Origin of the sequence: Enterococcus infantis (assembly GCF_049166715.1) — a bacterium.
Classification (GTDB): domain Bacteria; phylum Bacillota; class Bacilli; order Lactobacillales; family Enterococcaceae; genus Enterococcus_C; species Enterococcus_C leclercqii.
In genome coordinates this window covers 26,925-48,344 of sequence record NZ_JBMHFB010000004.1, presented here as the reverse complement: position 1 = coordinate 48,344, position 21,420 = coordinate 26,925, and the positions used below count along the sequence as shown (strand labels likewise).

General features: G+C 43.9%; 20 protein-coding genes. 2 read left to right on the top strand and 18 right to left on the bottom strand.

Annotation, left to right across the window (positions count from 1 at the left end; genetic code table 11):
• Window positions 1-63: 63 nt before the first annotated feature.
• Genes ACOMA8_RS05640 through ACOMA8_RS05630 form a run of 3 tightly spaced genes read right to left on the bottom strand, consistent with a single transcriptional unit; the run spans window position 64 to window position 2,836 of the window.
• A complete protein-coding gene (locus ACOMA8_RS05640) occupies window positions 64-1,044 on the bottom strand; it encodes a FecCD family ABC transporter permease (RefSeq protein ID WP_421369235.1) in 981 nt (326 codons plus the stop codon).
• The gene (locus ACOMA8_RS05635) at window positions 1,044-2,033 is read right to left on the bottom strand and encodes a FecCD family ABC transporter permease (protein ID WP_161900513.1); all 990 of its coding nucleotides are present in this window, start codon (window positions 2,031-2,033) and stop codon (window positions 1,044-1,046) included. Before ACOMA8_RS05635 ends, ACOMA8_RS05640 begins: the two co-directional genes overlap by 1 nt.
• On the bottom strand, window positions 2,030-2,836 hold the full coding sequence (locus ACOMA8_RS05630) for an ABC transporter ATP-binding protein (RefSeq protein WP_421369233.1): 807 nt from the start codon (window positions 2,834-2,836) through the stop codon (window positions 2,030-2,032). The genes ACOMA8_RS05635 and ACOMA8_RS05630 overlap by 4 nt, the downstream gene beginning before the upstream one ends.
• 167 nt (window positions 2,837-3,003) lie before the next feature.
• Here ACOMA8_RS05630 and ACOMA8_RS05625 point away from each other — a divergent pair, with 167 nt between their 5' ends.
• Complete coding sequence (locus tag ACOMA8_RS05625) at window positions 3,004-3,957, top strand: ABC transporter substrate-binding protein (RefSeq protein ID WP_421369231.1); 954 nt, start codon at window positions 3,004-3,006, stop codon at window positions 3,955-3,957.
• Between the two features lie 440 nt (window positions 3,958-4,397).
• On the opposite strand, the gene rpmG is transcribed toward ACOMA8_RS05625, so the two are convergent.
• The 5 genes from rpmG to ACOMA8_RS05600 all read right to left on the bottom strand — a co-directional run bounded on the left by rpmG (window position 4,398) and on the right by ACOMA8_RS05600 (window position 7,406).
• On the bottom strand, window positions 4,398-4,547 hold the full coding sequence (gene rpmG / locus ACOMA8_RS05620; protein ID WP_010753318.1) for a 50S ribosomal protein L33: 150 nt from the start codon (window positions 4,545-4,547) through the stop codon (window positions 4,398-4,400).
• A 167-nt stretch (window positions 4,548-4,714) separates the two neighbouring features.
• Window positions 4,715-5,173 carry a hypothetical protein gene (locus tag ACOMA8_RS05615; RefSeq protein WP_161900510.1) on the bottom strand — a complete coding sequence of 153 codons (459 nt, stop codon included), beginning with the start codon at window positions 5,171-5,173 and terminating at the stop codon, window positions 4,715-4,717.
• Window positions 5,174-5,324: 151 nt separating this feature from the next.
• Window positions 5,325-5,693, bottom strand: coding sequence for a thioesterase family protein (locus ACOMA8_RS05610; RefSeq protein ID WP_421369228.1), 369 nt, complete (start codon window positions 5,691-5,693; stop codon window positions 5,325-5,327).
• A gap of 130 nt (window positions 5,694-5,823) precedes the next feature.
• Entirely contained in the window at window positions 5,824-7,038 is a 1,215-nt protein-coding gene (locus ACOMA8_RS05605) for a CCA tRNA nucleotidyltransferase (RefSeq protein ID WP_421369226.1), read from the bottom strand.
• The gene (locus ACOMA8_RS05600) at window positions 7,035-7,406 is read right to left on the bottom strand and encodes a nucleotide pyrophosphohydrolase (protein ID WP_421369224.1); all 372 of its coding nucleotides are present in this window, start codon (window positions 7,404-7,406) and stop codon (window positions 7,035-7,037) included. Before ACOMA8_RS05600 ends, ACOMA8_RS05605 begins: the two co-directional genes overlap by 4 nt.
• Before the next feature lie 307 nt (window positions 7,407-7,713).
• Between ACOMA8_RS05600 and ACOMA8_RS05595 the strand changes: the two genes are divergently transcribed.
• A complete protein-coding gene (locus ACOMA8_RS05595) occupies window positions 7,714-8,598 on the top strand; it encodes a YitT family protein (protein WP_161900506.1) in 885 nt (294 codons plus the stop codon).
• Between the two features lie 206 nt (window positions 8,599-8,804).
• On the opposite strand, the gene ACOMA8_RS05590 is transcribed toward ACOMA8_RS05595, so the two are convergent.
• From ACOMA8_RS05590 to der, 10 genes are all read right to left on the bottom strand, one after another.
• The gene (locus ACOMA8_RS05590; RefSeq protein WP_161900561.1) at window positions 8,805-9,377 is read right to left on the bottom strand and encodes a ReoY family proteolytic degradation factor; all 573 of its coding nucleotides are present in this window, start codon (window positions 9,375-9,377) and stop codon (window positions 8,805-8,807) included.
• Between the two features lie 46 nt (window positions 9,378-9,423).
• A complete protein-coding gene (locus ACOMA8_RS05585) occupies window positions 9,424-10,683 on the bottom strand; it encodes a tetratricopeptide repeat protein (RefSeq protein WP_421369222.1) in 1,260 nt (419 codons plus the stop codon).
• Window positions 10,684-10,691: 8 nt separating this feature from the next.
• Window positions 10,692-11,732: a hypothetical protein gene (locus ACOMA8_RS05580; RefSeq protein WP_421369220.1), complete on the bottom strand. Its 1,041-nt coding sequence runs from the start codon at window positions 11,730-11,732 to the stop codon at window positions 10,692-10,694.
• A 526-nt stretch (window positions 11,733-12,258) separates the two neighbouring features.
• On the bottom strand, window positions 12,259-13,515 hold the full coding sequence (ilvA, locus tag ACOMA8_RS05575; protein WP_421369218.1) for a threonine ammonia-lyase IlvA: 1,257 nt from the start codon (window positions 13,513-13,515) through the stop codon (window positions 12,259-12,261).
• Between the two features lie 25 nt (window positions 13,516-13,540).
• Window positions 13,541-14,536, bottom strand: coding sequence for a ketol-acid reductoisomerase (ilvC, locus tag ACOMA8_RS05570; protein ID WP_161900502.1), 996 nt, complete (start codon window positions 14,534-14,536; stop codon window positions 13,541-13,543).
• 63 nt (window positions 14,537-14,599) lie between these two features.
• Window positions 14,600-15,076: an acetolactate synthase small subunit gene (gene ilvN, locus ACOMA8_RS05565; protein WP_161900501.1), complete on the bottom strand. Its 477-nt coding sequence runs from the start codon at window positions 15,074-15,076 to the stop codon at window positions 14,600-14,602.
• Entirely contained in the window at window positions 15,077-16,783 is a 1,707-nt protein-coding gene (gene ilvB, locus ACOMA8_RS05560) for a biosynthetic-type acetolactate synthase large subunit (protein ID WP_421369215.1), read from the bottom strand.
• A gap of 157 nt (window positions 16,784-16,940) precedes the next feature.
• Window positions 16,941-18,620, bottom strand: coding sequence for a dihydroxy-acid dehydratase (gene ilvD, locus ACOMA8_RS05555; protein ID WP_421369505.1), 1,680 nt, complete (start codon window positions 18,618-18,620; stop codon window positions 16,941-16,943).
• A 536-nt stretch (window positions 18,621-19,156) separates the two neighbouring features.
• Window positions 19,157-19,432 carry an HU family DNA-binding protein gene (locus ACOMA8_RS05550; RefSeq protein ID WP_161900499.1) on the bottom strand — a complete coding sequence of 92 codons (276 nt, stop codon included), beginning with the start codon at window positions 19,430-19,432 and terminating at the stop codon, window positions 19,157-19,159.
• 446 nt (window positions 19,433-19,878) lie between these two features.
• Window positions 19,879-21,189 carry a ribosome biogenesis GTPase Der gene (gene der, locus ACOMA8_RS05545; RefSeq protein WP_161900498.1) on the bottom strand — a complete coding sequence of 437 codons (1,311 nt, stop codon included), beginning with the start codon at window positions 21,187-21,189 and terminating at the stop codon, window positions 19,879-19,881.
• Between the last annotated feature and the right edge of the window lie 231 nt (window positions 21,190-21,420).

Here is a 21,420-nt window from a genome sequence, read left to right as displayed (position 1 = left end):
TGTCCTATAAAAGAAATAGTAACGAAAAAAGCCGAAAATGGCAAACTCTGACAGTCTTTCTTGTCAGAGTTTCCTTTTCAGCATCAGATATAAGAAATAAGGAGCACCAATCAAGGCAATTAAAATTCCCGCCGGCACTTCGCCACTAACCATGAGTAAGCGACCTAACGTGTCTGCTACCAACAAGATGATACCGCCACAGACAGCTGACAGCCAATAAGACTGAGTACCTTGACGACCTGTCAACGTCTTAGCAATATGCGGAGCCAACAGACCTAAAAAGGCTAGACTCCCACAAAAAGCTACGCTGACAGAAGCTAATAATGCCGCGATCACAAGTAGCAGTGACTGTTCTTTATTTACCTTTACCCCAAGACTCAGAGCACTTTCCCGCCCCAAAGCGAGTAAATTGAGGATTGGTTGTCGGAACCAGCCCACCAAACTCAAAGCAGCAATCCAGACAATCAAAAGCAGTGCATGTTGCCAAGTAACTCCCCAAATCGATCCCGCCAGCCACCCGGTCACAAATTGATAGCTTTCTTTTGACAGTTTGATGGTCACTAATAAGGTCAGCGCAGAAACGCCGGCGTTGACTGCGATTCCTGACAACAATAATTTATTCATGGATAAGCCAAAGCGACCGGCTGAAAAAGCAATCCCATACACAAGTGCGGCACAGAGTAGTCCACCCACAGCTGCAGTGACTGGCAGCAAAAAGACAGACCCATTGGCAAAAAAGCCCAAATACAGCATCACCAACAAGCCGGCTCCGCCATTAATCCCCAGAACACCAGCATCAGCCAGCGGATTTTTTGTTAGCCCTTGCAGCAGATAGCCGCTCAATGCCAACCCCGCTCCGCCAAAAAGTGCAACCAGGCTACGGGGCAACCGAAAATTCCAGAAAGTCAACTGCACAGCTCGACTTGCTTCCCCTTTAGCAATTGCAAGCAGATCTGTCATGCTTAACATCCTTTGACCAATCATGAGGCTGCCGATGAAGACCGCCAATAAAAGCAGTAGTAGAAATACCTTTTTTGATTTCATCAGTCGGCCACCTGCCAAACTTTATATAGTAAGAAGGGAACGCCGATCACCGCTAACAGAATGCCAAAGGGCGTTTCAAAAGGCGGGTTCACCATGCGAGCTGCCAAATCGGCAATCAGCACCAACCAGGCCCCGCCTAAAAAACACAAAGGCAACAGCAAACGCTGATCGGTTCCCACAAAATGACGCATGACGTGAGGAACCAGCAACCCGACAAAGCCCACCGGACCAACTAAAGAAACGCTGGCACCCACTAGAATCATCACCAAAAACAAGACAATCCCTCTGATCAATGATGGGTTACGCCCTAGACTAACTGCTGTTTCTTCACCCAAAAGCAGCACATTCACTTCTCGGGTCAATCCGAAGCACAGCAACAGTGTCAATAACAATATCGGAGCCACTGCGGTCAGTTGCCCCCAAGTTACATTAGCCGTCCCACCAATAAACCAAAAAGCCAAATCTTGCTGCAAATTGAAAAACAGACCAATGCCTTGACTCAGCGCCTGAAAAAAGCTGCTAATAGCCACACCAGCTAATACTAATCCGACTTCACTGCGGCCGGTTCGAGAAAATTGGGTAATGCAAAAAATCAGCAATGTCGCCACAAAAGCGCCAATAAATGAGCATAAAGCTACTTGCATTGGTCGTGCTTGTGGCAAGAATACAAAACTCAACGCCAGGCCTAAAGAGGCACCACCATTGATCCCTAACAAACCTGAATCCGCCAAGGGATTGCGAGTGACGCCTTGAATCAAACAGCCCCCAACCGCAAATGCGCCGCCAATCAAAAGATCTGTCAACAAGCGGGGCAAACGAATGTTCCGTAAGATCTGCTGTTGTTGATCACTAGCATCAAATTGGAACAGCGACCTGCGAATCGTTTCAAAATCAATATTCACCGCACCCCAAAATAACGATAGCCCAAACGTCAAGCACAGCAAAATAAGTAACAGGACAAAGACCAGCGAGAAACGCCGCAACTTCATTTGAAATCACCCGCTTTCCCTTTGATCATGTCGTAGGTCAAAAGTAGCGGTTTATCGCTATTGGGAAAATGACTAATGACTGCAGCGATGGCAAAAAGTTCTGCTAATCCTGCCTCGGTCAGAACTTCTGCCGGTGTACCTTGTAAAAGCAGTTCTCCATCCTTCATTCCATATAAATAATCACAAAATCGTGAGGCCAAATTCAAATCGTGAATGGATAAAAGAATCGTTTTGCCGTGCTCGCGATTGATTGTTGTCAATAAGTTCAAAATCTCCAACTGATGGGCCGGGTCTAAATAAGTCGTGGGCTCATCCAAAATCAAAATATCGGTATCTTGTGCCAGTGCCATTGCAATCCAAACCCGCTGTCTTTGCCCTCCCGACAAAGAATTGACGTTGACTTCTGCTAATTCTGTCAATCCGGTAGCCGCAAGCGCCCAAGCAACTATCTCATGATCCTCTTTACTCAACTGGCGAAAGCCTTTGACATAAGGAAACCGACCATAGCTGACCACTTCTTTTACCGGCAAACTGATGCTCGCATCTGCGGATTGCGCCAACAAGGCAATTTTTTGCGCAATTTCTTTTGTCGGATAACTGGCGAGTGGCAATTCATCCAAAATGACCTGCCCGCTCTCTGGGATCAAAATCCGCGCCAACGCTTTCAAAAATGTTGATTTACCGCTACCATTGGGCCCAATCAATCCTACAATCCGTCCTTCAGGAATCACGACTGTCACATCATGAAGGATTACTTTTTTATCGTACCCCGCCGATACTCCCTCGGCTTGAAGTCTACTCATATTATTCCCTCGAATCCATTGATAATCATTATCAATTATCGCCGTGAAACTACTCTTCGTCAACCGAAATTCGCGTGGCTTCAATAAATTATTAGATTGACAATCCAAGGATTTCTGATAGACTCATTAATTGATAATCATTCTCAGTTACAAGAAAGGATCATCCTATGAAATCATATCGTAAATTACTTACACTCGGCACTGCTTTAGCCGCAACCGTATTGTTGGCTGCCTGCCAGACAAACGGATCAAAGACAGCTGCCAGCAGCACCAGTGACTCCCAAGCAAAACAAGAACTTGTTAAAAAAGACCATTTGGGCCACGAAGTCACAATCCCCGGACAACCCAAAAGAATTATCGGTAGTTATTTGGAAGACTACCTGGTGGCACTTGATGAAAAGCCTGTCGCACAATGGACAGTCGGCGGCGGCTCTTTGCAAAATTATTTGCAAGATAAATTGAAAGATGTCCCTACCATCAACTATGACCTTCCTTATGAAAAAGTTCTGGAATACGAACCAGATCTGCTTTTGATTGGGGATGACTCCGCTGTCGAAGGCGGAAAATACGAAGAATACAGCAAGATTGCTCCGACCTATGTCGTGAAAAACGGTGCTGATGTGACTTGGCAGGACAAGCTAAAAGATATCGCGAGCGTCTTGCAAAAAGACGACAAAGCCACTGAAGTCTTGAAAACGTATGATTCATTGGTTGATGACACCAAAAGTCAATTACAAGACAAGATTAAGGGCAAATCAGTTGCTGTTTTGTGGGTCAGCAACAATTCGGCTTTCATGGTGGCAGATAACCGTTCTAGTGGCGACTTATTGTACAACCAGCTTGGTTTCTCAGTTCCCAACTTAACAAAAGAAATCAGTGCATCGGCAACCTCCGATTGGTCAGCGGTTTCTCTGGAAAAATTAGCGCAACTCGATGCTGATTACCTGATTTTAGTAAATTCCGATACCGGTGCTGCCATGTTTAACGATCAAATCTGGCAAAATATCCCAGCTGTAAAAAATGGAAATCTGTGGGAATTCAGTCCAGAACACAGTTGGCTGTACAACGGACCAATTGCCTATACCAAGATGATTGAAGATGTTTCTGCCAAACTGAAATAGTCTCAAGCCGAAACCCTCAAAAAAAATATTCTAATTCCATTTGATTAATGGGCTGTGACAATAGTTGAGTCCCCGTCCTACGAAGCGAACAATACCAAACGTGAGCCACAAGCCAAAGAGAAGTCACTTCCATTAAAAGTAGTGGAAGTGACTTCTCTTTTCATTGCTAAAAATTTCAAACCCAGACTTTCCTTGACTTCATCAAGGGAAGTCAGCGTCATCCACTTCTCTCGACACGTATGGTCAGGTTCTCTCTTTGGACTAAGACATAAAAATGATCACAAATTTTCCTCGTCCATATACTTTTCATTTATTGTGGTTAAACATCCGCTGTTTAGCACTTGGAAATTACTTATGTCCCATTTCCTTTGCTTGGAAAACGTCATCGAAAATCAAAGAAAACCCTTTGAAACCGTAGTCTCAAAGGGTTAAAACAAAGCTTATTTTGTTTCACGGTGCAAAGTAACTTTACGTTCGCGTGGGCAATATTTTTTCTTTTCCAAGCGATCAGGATTGTTACGTTTGTTTTTGCTTGTCAAGTAGTTACGTTCTTTACAAGAAGTACACTCTAAAGTGATGTTTACGCGCATGTTATTCCCCCCTATGCAACTGGATTCCTACTAAGATTTCTCTCAGACTTGAATATAATAGCATGATTTTGAAGGCTTGACCAGTGGTTTTGCTGATTTTCGTTAAGTAGTTTTACTTGACGACAAAAAAAGGGATCCTTTTGCAGGATCCCACGCTTTAGACTCGCTTATGCCTCGAATTTGTCACCGTAAACTTCATCCACCGTTTGTTCTGGATTGATTACGATGTACAAGCTCTTCGTTTTTTCAGAAACACGGGTAGATTGGTATTCGTTGTCCAATCCTTCAGTGTCCAAATCTTTGTATGGGAAGTACACCATATCTGGTTTGCCAGACTGGAACAAAATTTCCATTTTTTCGATGTCTTGGTATTTCAAGGCACGGTTGAACATTCCTAACTCCAAACCACCTAAGTTGATGTCTTGTGTCGCTACATGATCGCCTTCTTGATAGACTTCAATTTTGAAGCCGGCACAAGGATGGATTTCCACAAATTCACTACCGTTGATACGGCCATAACTAGTTGTGATCTGTTTGATCCACAAATCACCGATATAGCGACGTTCGATCGTCCAAGTCTCTCCGTTTCGGAAATAGAATTTCAACGCTTTCATTTCTCTTGACATGTTCTTCTCTCCTTATCTGAATGTCGTCTGAGGAGCACCTCAAACAGAAATCAGGATCTGATTCTTACAGCTTCAGTTTAGCACAACTACGATTTAGAAGATAAAACTTTGCTTAGTGCAAGGCTCGTAAAAGCAGGCAGTCATTGTAAACTTAGGACATTTTCGCTAAAAATTGGTCTTTGTCCACGATGAATCGCTCGTGATTGCCTTTGCCGACTTTCTTTTCCCCTTCATAAGCGGAGAAGGAAAAGACGACCTTATTGCCATCTCTTTCATAGAGGTTGGCTTTGATTGTAATCGTTGCCCCTACTGGTGATGGTGCAACGTGTTCTAAAGAGATAAAGCCGCCAACCGTTGTTTTTTCCTTGGCGATTTCGCTTTCTAAGTGCTGGTAGCAGGTATTTTCTACCATAGCTACCAATTCTGGGGTCGCTAACACGTCAAGACCACCGGATCCCATCGCTTTAGCCGTACGATCCTCGGTGACCAGATAATCCTTTTCGAAATTTTCTTCTGCCATTTTTATTTCCTCCTTGAGGGATCTGAAAAAGATCCTATATAATCGTGGTTCTACCAGAACTGGATTAGTTATTGACTGCTGAAGGTTTTGTCCTCTTTGCGAAAATGGTTTGCTGAAGCCCTCTGACAATTTATTTTGCGTCCTGCTTTAAGAATTTCTCGGCCTCTGCCAACAAGATTGGGCCATCGTTTACAAAGCGGCTTTCTACGACACCTTGTTCCAAATAATGTAGCGTGTCTTTAAGCCACGGTCCAGCTTTTTGATTAAACTGTTGTTTCAAATCATTGCCATTTACTGCCAGCTGCCGCAATGAACGAATTGGCAGCTGCGCCAATGCCAGCGCGGTGCGCCCTGCTTCTCCAGGTCGACCGTAATAGGTCAAGAGCGTCTCTACTGTCAGTGCCCGCTCTCCTAAACGATAAAGTGCCATTGGGGTATAATAGCCCATTTTCCGCTGCCGTAAGCCCCAGACCAGTTCCCGGCATTCTCGAAGAAAATCATTGGAAACCTTCCAGGCTTTCAAAAAAGTGGTGACTTTTTCGGTGGGAATCTCCAAATGATCCAGCAAAACGCTCCAGGCTGCCTCCTCCTTCGTAAAAGGCGTCGGAACCAATTGAGCAAATGCGGTCAATCCATCTTTTGCGTTTTCCATGCCAGGACAGTAGCGATAGCATTTTGTTGCGACAAATTGTCGAATTGCTTCATTGCGATGACCACCCAAAAGCAATTTGGTAAACTCGATAAAAATCCGTTCCACCGAAATTTTTTCCAGCAGCGAGTGATTTTCCAAGATAGCAGCAAAGGTTTCGTCATCAAAGGAAAAGCCCAATTGGCTGACAAAGCGCAGTCCTCGCATCATCCGCAGCGCATCTTCATGAAAGCGTTCGTGAGGATTTCCTACCGCTCGCAGGACATGTTGTTCCAGATCCTTCAATCCGCCAAACAGATCAATCACCTCGCCGTCATCCTGAACGGCAAACGCATTGATAGTAAAATCCCGGCGCTTCAAATCTTCTGCCAATGACCGCACAAAAGAGACTTGATCCGGTCTGCGAAAATCCTGATAAGTTGATTCCGTTCGAAAAGTGGTAATCTCATATTGATCATCACCAAACAAAACCAAGACCGTCCCATGTTCAATCCCAATATCGACTGTTCTTGAAAAAATCGCTTTGATCTCGGCAGGAAAAGCACTGGTTGCGATGTCCACATCATGGATGGGTTGGCCCAAAAGAACATCTCGGACACTGCCTCCGACAAAATACGCCTCAAAGCCTTCCTTTTCAATCTCTTCCATTACCGGCAGCGCCCGGCGAAACTCTTCCGGTAAAACTGTCAATTTCATGACTGTTGTTCCTCATTTCTCTGATCTTCTGACACCCTTCCGTCTTTACGTTCAAAACGGTAGCGGTCTCGTTGATTGAATTTAGCCATATTTGTTTCAAAGACTTCAGTTAAGTCGATGTTTAGTGAATTTGCCATAATCATCGTCACAAATAGCACATCACCTAACTCCTCAGCCACGGTCTTTTCGACTTCTGTTGTTTTTTTCGGCTTTTCTCCGTAATAGTGATTCACTTCCCTGGCCAATTCACCTACTTCTTCTGTCAGGCGGGCCATCTGGGAAAGTGGGCTGAAATAACCAGCCTTGAATTGTTGAATATAGGCATCGACTTCAGCCTGCATTGATTTCAGCGAACGCTCTTCTATCAAAAAATCGACTCCCTTGTATTGGAATTTCTGTTGTTGCTCTCATTCTTTTTACAGGCATTGTCTGCTTTCTTTGAAAAATTAAAACAGCTACCGTTTCACCAAATAGTTTTACAGCTTCCTATGTCCTTATCTTATCAAAAGAAACAGGCAATTCCTAGCAGAACCGACAGACAGCAGTGCCTATGATTGTCGGATTTTGCATTTCATGATACATTACATTTTGTGTGGAACTTCCGCTCTTTTAAACAGTCGGACACCCCTTAGAGCTGAGAATGCCAGATCATTTGTCCAAACAGGAGGAATTGTTATGAAATTAGATAAAATCGGCCGGGATATCTTCGTGATCCTGCTGGGAACTTGTATTTATGCTTTTGGACTGGTCTTCGTGAATATTCCTAATCACCTGGCTGAAGGTGGTGTTACCGGGATCACATTGATTTTTCGTGCGCTTTTTGGAATTAACCCTGCCCTGAGCACATTGGTTCTCAATATCCCGATAATCGCTTTAGGCGGTCGAATTCTGGGGCGCCGTTCCTTTTTTTATACCATTATTGGAACCTTGGCTTTGTCAGCCTGGCTATTTATTTGGCAAAAAGTAAACTTTTCTATTGATTTGGATCACGACCTCTTGATTGCGGCTTTGGTAGCCGGACTTTTTGGGGGAGTCGGCAGCGGAATTATTTACCGTGTCGGTGGAACTACTGGCGGCAGCGATGTTATTGCTCGAATCTTAGAGCAGAAAATTGGCGTCTCTGTAGGTCGAACCTTGTTTATTTTGGATATTTTGATTCTAACCGCTTCATTGACCTATATCGACTTGAAACGCATGATGTATACACTGATTTTTTCTTATGTATTTGCCCATATCGTGGATGCAATCTTAGACGGCGGTTACTCCGCCCGAGGGATTTTGGTAATCTCCAATGAGTCAGATGCCATTGCACCTCGTTTAATGGAAGAACTAGAACGGGGTGTGACCTTTTTGAATGGCTCCGGGGCTTACTCTGGTGTCGATAAAAAGATCATCTACATGGTAGTCAGTACCCGGGAAATTTCCGAAGTCAAACGGATCATTCATGAATTTGATGAGCAGGCCTTCGTTTCAGTTATCAACGTTCATGAAGTCGAAGGTGAAGGCTTTACCTACCTGCGTCCTAAGAAAAAACTTTTCAGCAAGAAAAAAACGGCTTAATCTTTGGCGGCTCCGTCTCTGGTGCGGAGCGGCCTTTTTTGTCCTTGCAACTGCTAATAATTGGTAATTAGTACCAAATTTGAAAACCATTTTTTACTCCTCTAGCGCACAGCACCACAACTAAAATAAGATTTTAACTATGAAAAAACTGTACCGACAAAAGTCGATACAGTTTTTCATGTGACAACTAAGCAACAGACTCCTTTTTATTCAACAGATTCCTCAGTTTCTTGTAGGTCCTGTTGTGCCAGAGCAGCATTTACTTCATCAGAAAGGGCTAAAAATGTGGCCTTATCGCCTTTTTCCAAAGCCTCATCAATCTTCAGATACAGCTTTTCAATTTTTGATTTCAATTCCTCTTCTTCAATAAACTGATCGACAGCTTCTAAGATTACCGGATCAATTGACTCGTTCCATTTCATGTAAGGATTGTCTTCTAGAATCGACAAGTAGGACGGATTGTCCCAGGCATCCGTAAAAAGACATTCGATATACAACGGATCTTTCCAATTCAAGCGAATTTCATGGAAAATCTGATCGCTGTCGGTGAAAAAGCTGCCGTTAAGTTGTAAACGCAACGGTTCTCCTTCCACCGAAATATCTCGGATCTGCAGTCCTCGCTCTGCCGCTTCGGCATGTTCGACAAAATGGACGTTGGCTAAAATCGCTTCGTGGTTGGCCAAATAGTTTAAGATCCAACAAACTTCACGTCGGCTGAATGTTCCATTGGTTACAAACCAATTCAAAAAGTTTTTCTTTTCGCGAACATCTACATACATCTTTCTCACCTGTCCTTTCTCACCGCCAGAGTTTATCTTTGCTGTTTTATTGCTGCAACGCTTCAATGATCGATTGTACTTCCAAATCCCCCGGCTCATGTTCCAAATAATGCGTCAAAATATGCAACGCTTCGTCTCTGCGCCCTTCATCTCGCAAAAAGATTCCGTATTCCTTCATAAACTCCGGCTCATGGTTTAATTCAATATTAGCCTGCTGATAGTGAACCGCCGCCTCTGCAAATTCTTCCAACTGGTTGTAGGCGTGGGCCAGATTCCATTGTGCGAAAGCATCATCAGGATTTTCCATCTGCTGAATGGTGTCAATGACAGCCTCATAATCAGCTTCTTTTAAATACAGATTGGAAAGCATAAAGAGGGTTTCGTCAATTTTTTCACCAGTCTCTAATGCTTTTTGCAAGAATTCTTCCGCTTTTTTTACATCGTGTAGGCGATAGGCATTTTCAGAGGCGAATTGGTAGAAATCCACTTGGTAAGGGTTCTCGTTGATTCCGGCTTCGATAGTCTCTTGGGCTTCCTCCAGCAATTCTTCTTCCTGCAATGCTTCTGCCAAATACAGGTAGACAGATTGATAATGGGGATTTAACGCCTGCAGCTGCTGCAGATAATTGATTGCCTGCTGGTTTTCTTTCAATTGCAGATAAACAAAAGCCGTATGGAACAAGAGATCGTCGCTATCACTGTTTTTCAAGGCTGTTTCCAGATGGGGAATCGCTTCTTCAAACTTGCCTTCCATGCTCAAGGCCATGCCCAAACGCTCTTCCATCGAAATGCCACCTAGCTGGTCAATATTGGAATTTAGCAAGATCTGATAGATCGTCGCTGCTTCACTGAATCGATCCGTGGTGTAATACAGTTCACCTAATGCAAATTGGATCAAAGGCTCATCAGGTAGTATTTTAGCCGCCTCTTCCAGTTTTGCTTCACTGACCTCGGGAATCTGTAACATTTGATACAAATCAGCTGATAAAAGTAACGCCTGAGGGTAATAATCACTGTCTTTTGGAACCCCTTCAATGAATTCAAAGGCATCATCAATCCGATTGTCTTCCATCGCAATCTCTGCTAAACCCAAAAGCAGCTCTTCATTGCCAGGATACTTTTCTAGTAAGCGAGTAAAGATTTCTTGCGGTTCTTCTAAAAATCCCATCTGAAACAATTGATTTGCCAATTGGGCCAAGGTATCATCGTCATCTTTGGTAAGCGCCTCATTAAATGCCAACTGTGCTTGAACTAGGTCTTCTTTTTCCAATGCTTCCAGCATTTGGTAACTGTATGAATTTTCCATCTGTCTTTTCATTCTCCTGTCAATTGCTGATAAACGGTAGTCATGTGTACCAGCTCTTCGCTATTGGGGTAAAGCACTGCTTGTTTTATACCAATCTTTTGATACAAATCCAGAGGCGGTAAATCCTTCATCAGTTTCATAACCTGCAAGCTGTATTCTGTCATCGAGAGTTGCTTTGGCAGCGTGATTGGGAAACCCAGTGTTGCCAACCAACGGAAAAACTTTGGCAGATCCAGATTCAGCGGTTGCTTTTGATCATTCCAAAGCAAGTGGAATAAAATCCCTAACATCCGTTTCATATTCGCTGACAATAGATGCCCGTTTGACAACTCATAAAAGGCCAATTCAAATAGTTTTCCATAACCTTCAATCTCTACTTGCTTTTCCTGGTAGAAGCTTGCCAGCTGTTGGATATATGTTACAAAAGAACGGCTGAAAATATTTTGACGTGTTGTAAAACTGCGGTACAAGTCCCGTAAGAACCCATTATCTGAAACTAACCCCGCCCGCAACAATATCAGAAAATCGACTAATTTACCATCCCCTTGTTCTTCTGTGATGGTCTGGTCATAAAAAATATCTTGCGGCAAGTTAGCTACTGACAACAGTGGCCGCAGCTCTTTTCCCACCAGCTGACAATTATCGGTCAATCCTTTAGCCAACGAACGGATGGATACGGGCAGACAACAAAAGCGACTATCTAAAACCGTAGTCTTTTGGATAAAACCGGTCAGCTCGGTTACCCCTTCATTGCCAAAACTTATCAGCAGGTACTTGCGGTCTCTGGGGAAATGTTCTAGAAAATCCAGCAATTCTGCTAACTCTGATAGGTTATTGCAATACATCTGATTACGACAAATGTACCAATCCACATCTAGGGCTTGGTCAAACAGCTGACTGATCTTTTCAAAGGAACAATCGTAATACTTTTGATTCGTTATGATGATAACGTGCCTATCTACTGCGAAATCTTTGGGAATTCCTTGATTCAGCGTTTCACCATAGACCAATCTTGCTTGTTGCTGGTCCGTTTGATAAAGCAATTCCATAGGCAGCCCTCCACGTAAAATTTTTGGAGTTTTGAATTACAGCAGGTTCACTGGCAGCTAATTGTTCCTCAACTGTTGCCGGCACCTGATTTCAACAAATTATTCTTACTTTAATTTTATCACTATCCGAATGGAATCCCAAAGATTAACCTTACAAAAGACTGTCAATTCCGGAAATATTTCTTTTCAGATTCAGCTTTACTCACAATTGACCTGCTCACAGTTAGAAAATGTTCGATTTTTTAGTTTCATTTTTTACTCACAGAAGGGTTCCACAATCAAGCAAAGAATTTTTAGTTAGAAGGAGCTTTTTAATGGAAACTCTCGGAAATTCCAAGCCAACCCACAAGAAAAAACTCTCAGTAATTGTGCTCTTATCCCTGTTTACAAAGAAAAACAGTTGGTACTGACTATTTATTTAACGGCAAAAAAACAAGTACCTTCCACCATTTTAATGGAAGGTACTTGTTTTTTACTTGCGTCTCACCCTTAGTATTTAGTTTACAGGATGATAGTCCGCTTTTTGTTATACCAGTAATGTATAAAGAGAAGGATTGTCCTGCAAATTGATATAGTTCGAATCAAACTCAGCGAGATTATCCAACAACTGCAGCAGCTCCTCTTTCTTTTTCAACAAGATGCCGATTACCACCGGGCCAGTCCCCCGATTGACCTTTTTGGTGTACTCAAAACGGGTGATGTCGTCATTTGGTCCTAACACTTCTGATACAAATTCTTTCAATGCACCGGGGCGCTGAGGAAAGTTCACCACAAAATAGTGTTGCAATCCTTGGTAAACCAGCGAACGTTCTTCAATCTCTGCCATGCGACTAATGTCATTATTGCCACCAGAAATGACACAGATGACTGTCTTGCCTTTGATTTCATCAGCTACCACTTCCAACGCTGCAACACTGAGGGCCCCGGCTGGTTCACAAACAATAGCCTGCTTTGTGTAAAGCTCCAAAATGGTGGAACAAACGAGCCCTTCATCCACAGAAACCAGCTCATCCACATAGGCTTGAGCGTGGGCATAGGTTAATTCGCCGACTTCTTTTACAGCAGCACCGTCTACAAATTTTTCAACCTGCTCCAACATCACAGGTCCCTGATTATCAAATGCTGCCCGCATAGACATTGCACCGGTGGGTTCGACACCAACTACTTTGGTCGCCGGGCTGATGCCCTTGACATAGGCGCCAACCCCACTGATTAGACCGCCACCACCAATTGCAGCCAAAACGTACTCCGGTTGATAGCCTTCTGCCTGTGCATCTGCCATCATCTCCAAGGCCAGTGTTCCTTGACCGGCGATGATGTCCGGATCGTTGAAAGGATCGATGAAACTCATATCCTTTTTTTTGGCAAATTCGCGAGCAGCTTCAGCCGAACGATCGAAGGTATCACCAACCAATTGGATTTCAACTTGCTTGCCACCAAAAAAACGAACTTGCGAAATTTTCTGTTGGGGTGTTGTTGTCGGCATAAAAATCACCGCAGGGACACCAATTTCTTGGCAAGTATAAGCCACTCCCTGAGCATGGTTTCCCGCACTGGCACAAACCACCCCTTGCGTCAGTTTTTCTTTCGGTAGCTGGCGAATTGCATAATAGGCCCCTCGTAGCTTAAACGATCGCACCGTCTGAAGATCTTCTCGCTTTAAAAGGATTGTTGCCCCATATTTTTCCGATAAATAGCGGTCATATTGCAGTGGTGTGCGGCTGACTGCATTTTTCAACAGCTGGTAAGCCTGTCGCACCTCATGGTCGGTTACTAACGCCACTTTCATCGCCCCCGATTACTTAAAATTAGTCTTTCTTGTTTACAAATGGCATCATTTTACGCAGCTCATCGCCGACTTGTTCAATCTGATGACCGGCAGCTTCAGCCCGCATCTTTTTGAATTCCGGGAAGCCAGCTTTGTTGTCGTTAATGAAGCCTTCTGCAAATTTTCCATTTTGGATATCCGTCAAAACATCCTTCATCCCGGCTTTGGCAACATCTGTAATTACCCGTGGGCCAGATACATAATCACCATACTCCGCCGTATTGGAGATGGAGTTACGCATTTTTCCAAAGCCGCCTTCGTAGATCAGGTCGATGATCAACTTCAACTCATGACAAACTTCAAAGTAAGCCAACTCCGGCTGATAGCCGGCTTCTACCAACGTTTCAAACCCAGCTTCAATCATGGAAGTCAGCCCACCACACAGTACTGCTTGTTCACCAAACAGATCGGTTTCAGTTTCTTCTTTAAAAGTAGTTTCCAATACCCCAACTCGTGTTGCCCCTATTCCTTTTGCGTAGGACAACGCAATATCAGTGGCATTGCCCGTCGCATCTTGATGGACGGCAAACAATGCCGGTACTGCAAACCCTTCAGTAAACGTCCGGCGAACCAAGTGTCCTGGTCCTTTTGGTGCTGCCAGGAAGACATCCACGTCTTTTGGTGGGGTGATAACACTATAATGGATATTGAAACCATGACCGAATGCCAACGCATTGCCGGCCTCTAGATTTGCCGCAATTTCATTTTTATAAAGATCTCCTTGAACCTCATCTGGAGCCAAAATCATGACAACATCTGCTTCTTTGGCAGCTTCTGAAACAGGTTTCACATCAAAGCCGTCTTCTTTAGCAGCAGCTGCTGATTTTCCTTCACGGATCCCGATGATCACATTATGGCCGGTATCACGCAAATTCTGTGCATGAGCATGACCTTGTGAGCCGTAACCGATGATTGCGATTGTTTTTCCTGCCAGTGCATCTTCTTGAACTGAATCTTCATAATATACTTTTACCATGTATGTTTCCCTCCAAATATTTGTTTTCATCTATCAACAGCCGGACGACGTATCGCCGGTCTATCAACCCCTAGTAAATCCGGTTACCCCGGTACGACTCAATTGTTTAATGCCGTATGGTTTCAAAATATCAATACACGCGTCGATTTTATCTTGCGTTCCCGCCACTTGGATCACAATATTTTTGATACCTACATCCACGATATCCGCTCGAAAGGGATCGATTACTGCCTTGATCTCAGAACGAATGGCTACCGGAGCGTTGACCTTTACTAAAGCCAGTTCACGTTCCAGATGAGGCTCATCGGTAATATCCCTGACCTTCAAAACAGCCACCTGTTTGTTTAACTGCTTAGTCACTTGTTCTACGTCAGCCGGCGTTTCGGCATTGATCATGATGGTCATCCGAGAGAGGCCCTCTGTTTCTGTGGGCCCGACTGAAATACTATCAATATTCACTTGTCGTCTATTCATAACCGCGGTAATCCGACTCAACACTCCCACATGGTCTTGTACTACCATAGAAATCATCCGTTTCATCTAATCCACCCCAATCATCTGATTATTCGGCTGGCCAGCCGGAACCATTGGCAGCACATGTTCGGTTTTGGAAACTGCCACTTCGATTAGAACTGAGCCAGAAATTGAGAAAGCTTCTTGGAGTTGTTCTTCTAGAAGTCCCGGTTCTTGGATGCGTACACCTTTGATTCCATAGGCTTCTGCCATCTTCATGAAATCCGGTTGGGTGTGAAACACAGATTTGGAACGGCGATTATTGAAAAACTGTTCTTGCCATTGCCGTACCATCCCCAAAGAACTATTGTTTAAAAGAATAAATTTGATAGCCAATCCATGTTCATTCAAAATTGCCAGTTCTTGATTGGTCATCTGAAATCCGCCATCGCCGACAAAACAAACGACCTCTTTATCCGGATTGCCAAATTTTGCACCGATAGCAGCCGGTATACCGTATCCCATCGTCCCTAAACCACCGGAAGTAATCAGCTGTTTTGCAAAACGAAAAGGATAAAATTGTGCCGCCCACATTTGATGCTGACCCACATCTGTCACGACGATTGCGTTGCCATTGGTCAGTTTCCCGATAATTTCAATAACCTTTTGTGGTTTGATCTCTTCTTGTGTCTCACGATCATAGGAAAAAGGCTTATCTACCTTTCGTTGCTTACACAGTTCTCGCCATGCTTTTCCATTAGGGATTCCCGTCTTGATCTCCAACATTTTTTCCAAGCAGATTTTCGCATCAGCGACGATAGGAATGTCCGTACCGATGATTTTCCCGATTTCTGCTGGATCAATGTCGATGTGGGCAATGATTGCTTCGGGTGCAAAATCTTGTGGCGAAGTTGCCAGTCGATCATCGAAACGACAGCCGACATTGATCAAAAGATCACATTCAGTCAGAGCCATGTTAGCAGCATAGGAGCCATGCATCCCCCCCATTCCCAAAAACAACGGATGATCCACCGGAATAATTCCTAGACCTAATAGACTGCAAACCACCGGAATTTCGTATTTTTCTGCAAATGTCTTCGCTTCTTGCTGAGCTTTTGCCCCAATCACCCCGCCCCCTAGAAGCAACACGGGTTTGCGACTTTGCTCCAACACATTCATCAGTTTTTGAATTTGCAAGACAGACGGCATTATATTTGGCTGATAGCTGGGAATGTGGAGCTCACAGGCAACCTCGACAGTCGTCTGTTGAATCGTCATATCTTTTGGCAGATCAATCACCACCGGCCCAGGCCGTCCTGTTGTGGCGATATGAAAAGCTTCTTGCACAATTCGTGGCAAGTCGTTGATATCTCGGACCTGATAACTATTTTTTGTAATCGGAACAGTGATTCCTAAAATATCTGCTTCTTGAAACGCATCTTTACCGATTCCGTCAGTGGTGACTTGCCCTGTAAACACAATCAGTGGCGTTGAGTCACTGTTGGCATCGGCAATCCCTGTTACCGCATTGGTTGCTCCAGGACCACTAGTTACGATTACCACACCGGGTTTTCCAGTTGATTTGGCATAACCCTGTGCAGCATGTACTGCGCCTTGTTCATGTCGAGTCAGGATATTTGGGATCTCTTCTTCATAAAGTTCATCATACAAGGGGAGCACCGCGCCTCCCGGATAGCCGAAAACCAACTCGACCTCTTGTGCCAACAAACATTCCAATAACAAGCGGGCACCTGATACCTGCTGCTTTTGATGGTCAACCTTCAAATTTTCCATACGCTCCCTCCTTACAAAACTGCGAACAGCTCTTGCCGGCTAAATCCCTTGCTGAGACTTTTGGTGGTCTTCCTTTAACACCTTATTCACAGTTTCACTTTTTACACTGCTTATTTAAACCACTTATTTAGGCTACTCCTTTAAACGACTTCATTGTCTATTCTGGTAAACGCATCACACCACCAGTATGGGCGGAGGTAACCAGTGCTGAATAACGGGCCAACCAGCCTTTTTTGACTTTCGTCTCAAATTTTGGCAATTGCTCACGCCGTTGGGCCATGACTGCTTCTGTCAGATCAACATTCAGACTTCGTTCATTCAAATCAATGGTGATGGTATCCCCATCTTTGACTAAAGCCAACGGTCCACCGGCGGCAGCTTCCGGTGAGATATGCCCAATTGCAATCCCCCGCGTAGCTCCGGAAAAACGTCCATCAGTAATCAAGGCGACATCTTTTCCTAAGCCACGGCCAACAATACTGGAAGTGGGCGCCAGCATTTCCGGCATCCCAGGGCCCCCTTTAGGCCCTTCGTAACGAATTACCACCACATGCCCTGCCCGTACCCTATGATCATCAATCGCTCCAACAGCCTCGTCATGAGAACTAAAACAAATCGCTTCACCGGTAAAGACTTTGACGCTTGGATCGACACCGCCGACTTTAATCACGCTGCCTTCTGGTGCAATATTTCCATATAAGATTGACAGACCACCTACTGGACTATAAGGCGTCTCTTTTGGATGAATGACTTCCGGATTTACGATTGCAGCTTCTGCAACATTTTCTCTGATGGATTTTCCTGTAACAGTGATACGGTCTGGATGAATCGCGCCTTTTATAGAAACCAGTTCATTGATGATGGCTGAAACCCCTCCAGCTTCGTGAACATCATGCATCGAGTAGGCTGAAGACGGTGCGATTTTCGACAGGTAAGGGACTCGTTTGGCGATTTCATTGATATCTTCCAAACGGTAATCAATTTCTGCTTCATTTGCGATTGCCAAGGTGTGTAAGACCGTATTGGTGGAGCCCCCCATGGCCATATCCAGTGCAAAGGCGTCGTCAATTGCTTCTTTTGTAACAATGTCTCTTGGCTTGATATCTTTAGCAACCATTTCCATCACCTGTTTGGCTGCTTGGCGAACCAAGTCCCGTCTCTCTGATGAAGTAGCCAAAATTGTTCCATTCCCAGGTAAAGCCAAACCCAACATCTCCATCAAACAATTCATCGAATTGGCCGTGAACATCCCCGCACATGACCCACAGGATGGACAAGCGTTTTGTTCCATAAATCGAAACTCTTCTTCGGTCATGTTACCTTCTTTGTATGTTCCCACCACTTCAAACATCGTAGACAATGTCGTTTGATGCCCTCGCAAATCGACACCGGCTTTCATAGGACCACCGGAGACAAAAACTGCCGGGACATTGGTACGTACGGCACTCATGATCATTCCCGGTGTGATTTTGTCACAGTTGGGAATATACAATACGCCGTCAAAACAATGGGCATTGATGACAGTTTCCGCTGAATCAGCGATGAGTTCTCGGCTAGGCAGTGAATAACGCATTCCCAAATGCCCCATGGCAATCCCATCATCTACACCAATCGTATTGAACTCGAAAGGAATCCCCCCGGCTTCCCTGATTGCCTCTTTTGCGACATCCGCCAACTCCCGCAAATGAACATGCCCCGGTACAATATCGATGTATGAATTGCAAATCGCAATAAAGGGTTTGTTCATATCTTCGATGTTTTTAACCTGACCGGTTGCATATAACAAGCTACGAGCCGGTGCCGCATCGATTCCTTTTTTGATCTGATCACTTCTCATTTCCATTACTCCCCTCATTCGCTTACAAACGCCTAATAAAAAAAGTATCCCCGAATGAACTGGGATACTTGCCAGAATCCCATTCATAACGCAAATAGGACTCAAACATCGGGTTGTTGCCAGCCGTGTTTCAAGTCCTCTGATAAATGACTAAAATGACGATTTCTTGTCGTTTGTCATGTTTGCGCATCTGAATCGTCTCCTTTACTTTTTTGTAAGATTCGTTGTAAAACAATGATTTTTTTTACTATATCTTGATTCTTTGTGAATGTCAACGAATTTTCAGAATTTTTTATATCTTTTTGCAAATCAATCCAATTCTTTTCATCCCTGAATTTAGTATAGCACGAACGACACTTATGTAAAAATATAATGAGAATAATTAAAATTAAATGTTATATACCTGTTTTCGATATCATTTAATACGTCTCCTACACCTCCTTATATCATCTCTGAATGCTCCAGAAAAGTAGTCCCGATACTTTCAGAGCAAAAAAAAAGAACCCTTCAAGGAACAAGGGTCCTTCAACACTGTCTTATTTAACAGCATCTTTGAGCGCTTTACCTGGTTTGAACGCAGGAATTTTGCTTGCAGGGATTTTGATTTCTTCGCCAGTTTGTGGGTTACGACCTTTACGTTCTGCACGAGAGCGTACTTCGAAGTTACCGAAACCGATCAATTGAACTTTTTCACCTTTAGCTAAAGCGTCTTGGATTGTTGAAAATACTGCTTCAACAGCTGCTGTCGCGTCTTTCTTAGTCAAGTCAGTCGCTTTTGCAACTTGTTCGATCAATTCTGCTTTGTTTGCCATGGATGATTCACCTCCTCAACACGGGTTTTGATGTTTGACCATCAAGTGCGAAAATTTGAGTGGTCCAAATTTTCGCCGAAAATATTGATTCCCATCAATATTCTGTTAATACGTTATCATAAGAATCGCGTAATATCAAGGATAACACCGATTTTGAAGGCTTAAATTCACGGTTTTCTCGTATTTTTTCAATTTATTCTGAGATCCTTCTGCTTTTCGACAAAAAAACGGTTTAAGGCAACTGCGTTCCTTTGACTAAAGTAATAAGCCCCGCTGTAATAGCCTCTACACGAGTTTTTAAGTTGCTGAGATAGAAATTGCTGAGCCCTTGTGAAAGAGCCTTTCCATCTTGGAGAGATGAATTTGCTCTCATAGGACTTGGTGTTCCTAAAATCAAAAATCGAGCCAACTACTGCTGACTCGACTCTTTAAAATTTATCTGCTAGTTATTTACGTCTTCGTGGAATAATTCGAATCGGTGTTCCCTCAAAGGTGAAGGCTTTACGAATCTGATTCTCAAGAAAGCGAGCGTAAGAGAAGTGCATCAGCTGCTCTTCATTGACGAAGATTACAAAAGTTGGTGGTTTAACCGCAACCTGGGTCGCATAAAAAATCTTCAGACGCTTGCCTTTGTCTGTTGGTGTCGGATTGATGGCTACCGCATCCATAATGACATCATTCAAAAGTGCTGATGGTACCCGCATATTTTGATTCATGCTGACCTCTTCAATCAAATCAGGCAGCTTATTTAAGCGCTGTTTGGTCACTGCAGAAACAAAGATGATGGGTGCATAATCCAGATATTGGAACTCATCTCGAATTTCAACTTCGAAGTCTCGCAGCGTATTGGTTTCTTTTTTCACTAGATCCCATTTATTCACAACGATAATAATCCCTTTACCAGCTTCGTGGGCATATCCAGCCACTCGCTTATCTTGCTCACGAATTCCTTCTTCGCCATTTAGAACCATTAAGACGACATCTGAGCGTTCAATCGCCCGCATTGCCCGCATCACACTGTATTTTTCAGTGGATTCGTAGACCTTGCCTCGCTTACGCATTCCCGCTGTATCAATCATGGTGAATTCTTGTCCAGAATCTGAAACAAAATGTGTGTCAATAGCATCCCGCGTGGTACCTTCTACCTCAGAAACAATGACTCGATCTTCACCTAAAATTGCATTGATTAATGACGACTTCCCGACATTTGGACGACCAATCAGGCTAAACTTGATCACATTGTCGTCTTCATCTTCCACCTCAGTGGTAAAATGCTTGACTGCTTCATCGAGGACATCCCCAATTCCCAGACCATGACTGCCGGAAACTGGAAAAGGTTCCCCAAGACCTAAGGAATAAAACTCATAGATGTCCCCACGCATTTCTGGATTGTCGACTTTATTGACTGCTAAAATAACTGGCTTATTGCTCCGATACAGAATTCGGGCAACCATCTCATCTGCATCCGTTACGCCTTCACGACCACTGACGACAAAGACGATCACATCAGCTTCATCGATTGCAATCTCAGCTTGGTGTTTGATCTGATCCATAAAAGGCTCGTCACCTAGATCAATCCCCCCTGTATCGATAACGGAAAACTCTCTTCCTAGCCATTCTCCGGTTGCGTAGATTCGATCCCGAGTAACCCCTGGAGTATCCTCAACGATGGAGATACGTTCGCCGGCGATCCGGTTAAAAATCGTGGACTTACCGACATTTGGGCGTCCGACGATCGCAATTGTTGGATTTGCCATAGCGATCCCACCTTTCTTTTTTTGATTAAATAAAAATAAGAGACGCATCGTCTCTTGGCTTAGCGACAACTATTTCCGACCTCTGTCAGTTTACCCAATCCAGAAGAAAGTTGCAAGCTAAACCGGCGTTTGTTTCAAAAGACTTAAAAAGGTGCGGCTTTCCTTGTAAAATTTATATCCCTCCTCTTTAGGATGCACAAAAAAAGCCGAGACATCATTTTACGTCTCGGC

What these genes read in the sequence shown, in the direction of transcription:
- ACOMA8_RS05640 (WP_421369235.1), bottom strand. Translation starts at nt 1,044, where the DNA reads ATGAAATCAAAAAAGGTATTTCTACTACTGCTTTTATTGGCGGTCTTC.
- ACOMA8_RS05635 (WP_161900513.1), bottom strand. Translation starts at nt 2,033, where the DNA reads ATGAAGTTGCGGCGTTTCTCGCTGGTCTTTGTCCTGTTACTTATTTTG.
- ACOMA8_RS05630 (WP_421369233.1), bottom strand. Translation starts at nt 2,836, where the DNA reads ATGAGTAGACTTCAAGCCGAGGGAGTATCGGCGGGGTACGATAAAAAA.
- ACOMA8_RS05625 (WP_421369231.1), top strand. Translation starts at nt 3,004, where the DNA reads ATGAAATCATATCGTAAATTACTTACACTCGGCACTGCTTTAGCCGCA.
- rpmG (WP_010753318.1), bottom strand. Translation starts at nt 4,547, where the DNA reads ATGCGCGTAAACATCACTTTAGAGTGTACTTCTTGTAAAGAACGTAAC.
- ACOMA8_RS05615 (WP_161900510.1), bottom strand. Translation starts at nt 5,173, where the DNA reads ATGTCAAGAGAAATGAAAGCGTTGAAATTCTATTTCCGAAACGGAGAG.
- ACOMA8_RS05610 (WP_421369228.1), bottom strand. Translation starts at nt 5,693, where the DNA reads ATGGCAGAAGAAAATTTCGAAAAGGATTATCTGGTCACCGAGGATCGT.
- ACOMA8_RS05605 (WP_421369226.1), bottom strand. Translation starts at nt 7,038, where the DNA reads ATGAAATTGACAGTTTTACCGGAAGAGTTTCGCCGGGCGCTGCCGGTA.
- ACOMA8_RS05595 (WP_161900506.1), top strand. Translation starts at nt 7,714, where the DNA reads ATGAAATTAGATAAAATCGGCCGGGATATCTTCGTGATCCTGCTGGGA.
- ACOMA8_RS05590 (WP_161900561.1), bottom strand. Translation starts at nt 9,377, where the DNA reads ATGTATGTAGATGTTCGCGAAAAGAAAAACTTTTTGAATTGGTTTGTA.
- ACOMA8_RS05585 (WP_421369222.1), bottom strand. Translation starts at nt 10,683, where the DNA reads ATGGAAAATTCATACAGTTACCAAATGCTGGAAGCATTGGAAAAAGAA.
- ACOMA8_RS05580 (WP_421369220.1), bottom strand. Translation starts at nt 11,732, where the DNA reads ATGGAATTGCTTTATCAAACGGACCAGCAACAAGCAAGATTGGTCTAT.
- ilvC (WP_161900502.1), bottom strand. Translation starts at nt 14,536, where the DNA reads ATGGTAAAAGTATATTATGAAGATTCAGTTCAAGAAGATGCACTGGCA.
- ilvN (WP_161900501.1), bottom strand. Translation starts at nt 15,076, where the DNA reads ATGAAACGGATGATTTCTATGGTAGTACAAGACCATGTGGGAGTGTTG.
- ilvB (WP_421369215.1), bottom strand. Translation starts at nt 16,783, where the DNA reads ATGGAAAATTTGAAGGTTGACCATCAAAAGCAGCAGGTATCAGGTGCC.
- ilvD (WP_421369505.1), bottom strand. Translation starts at nt 18,620, where the DNA reads ATGAGAAGTGATCAGATCAAAAAAGGAATCGATGCGGCACCGGCTCGT.
- ACOMA8_RS05550 (WP_161900499.1), bottom strand. Translation starts at nt 19,432, where the DNA reads ATGGCAAACAAAGCAGAATTGATCGAACAAGTTGCAAAAGCGACTGAC.
- der (WP_161900498.1), bottom strand. Translation starts at nt 21,189, where the DNA reads ATGGCAAATCCAACAATTGCGATCGTCGGACGCCCAAATGTCGGTAAG.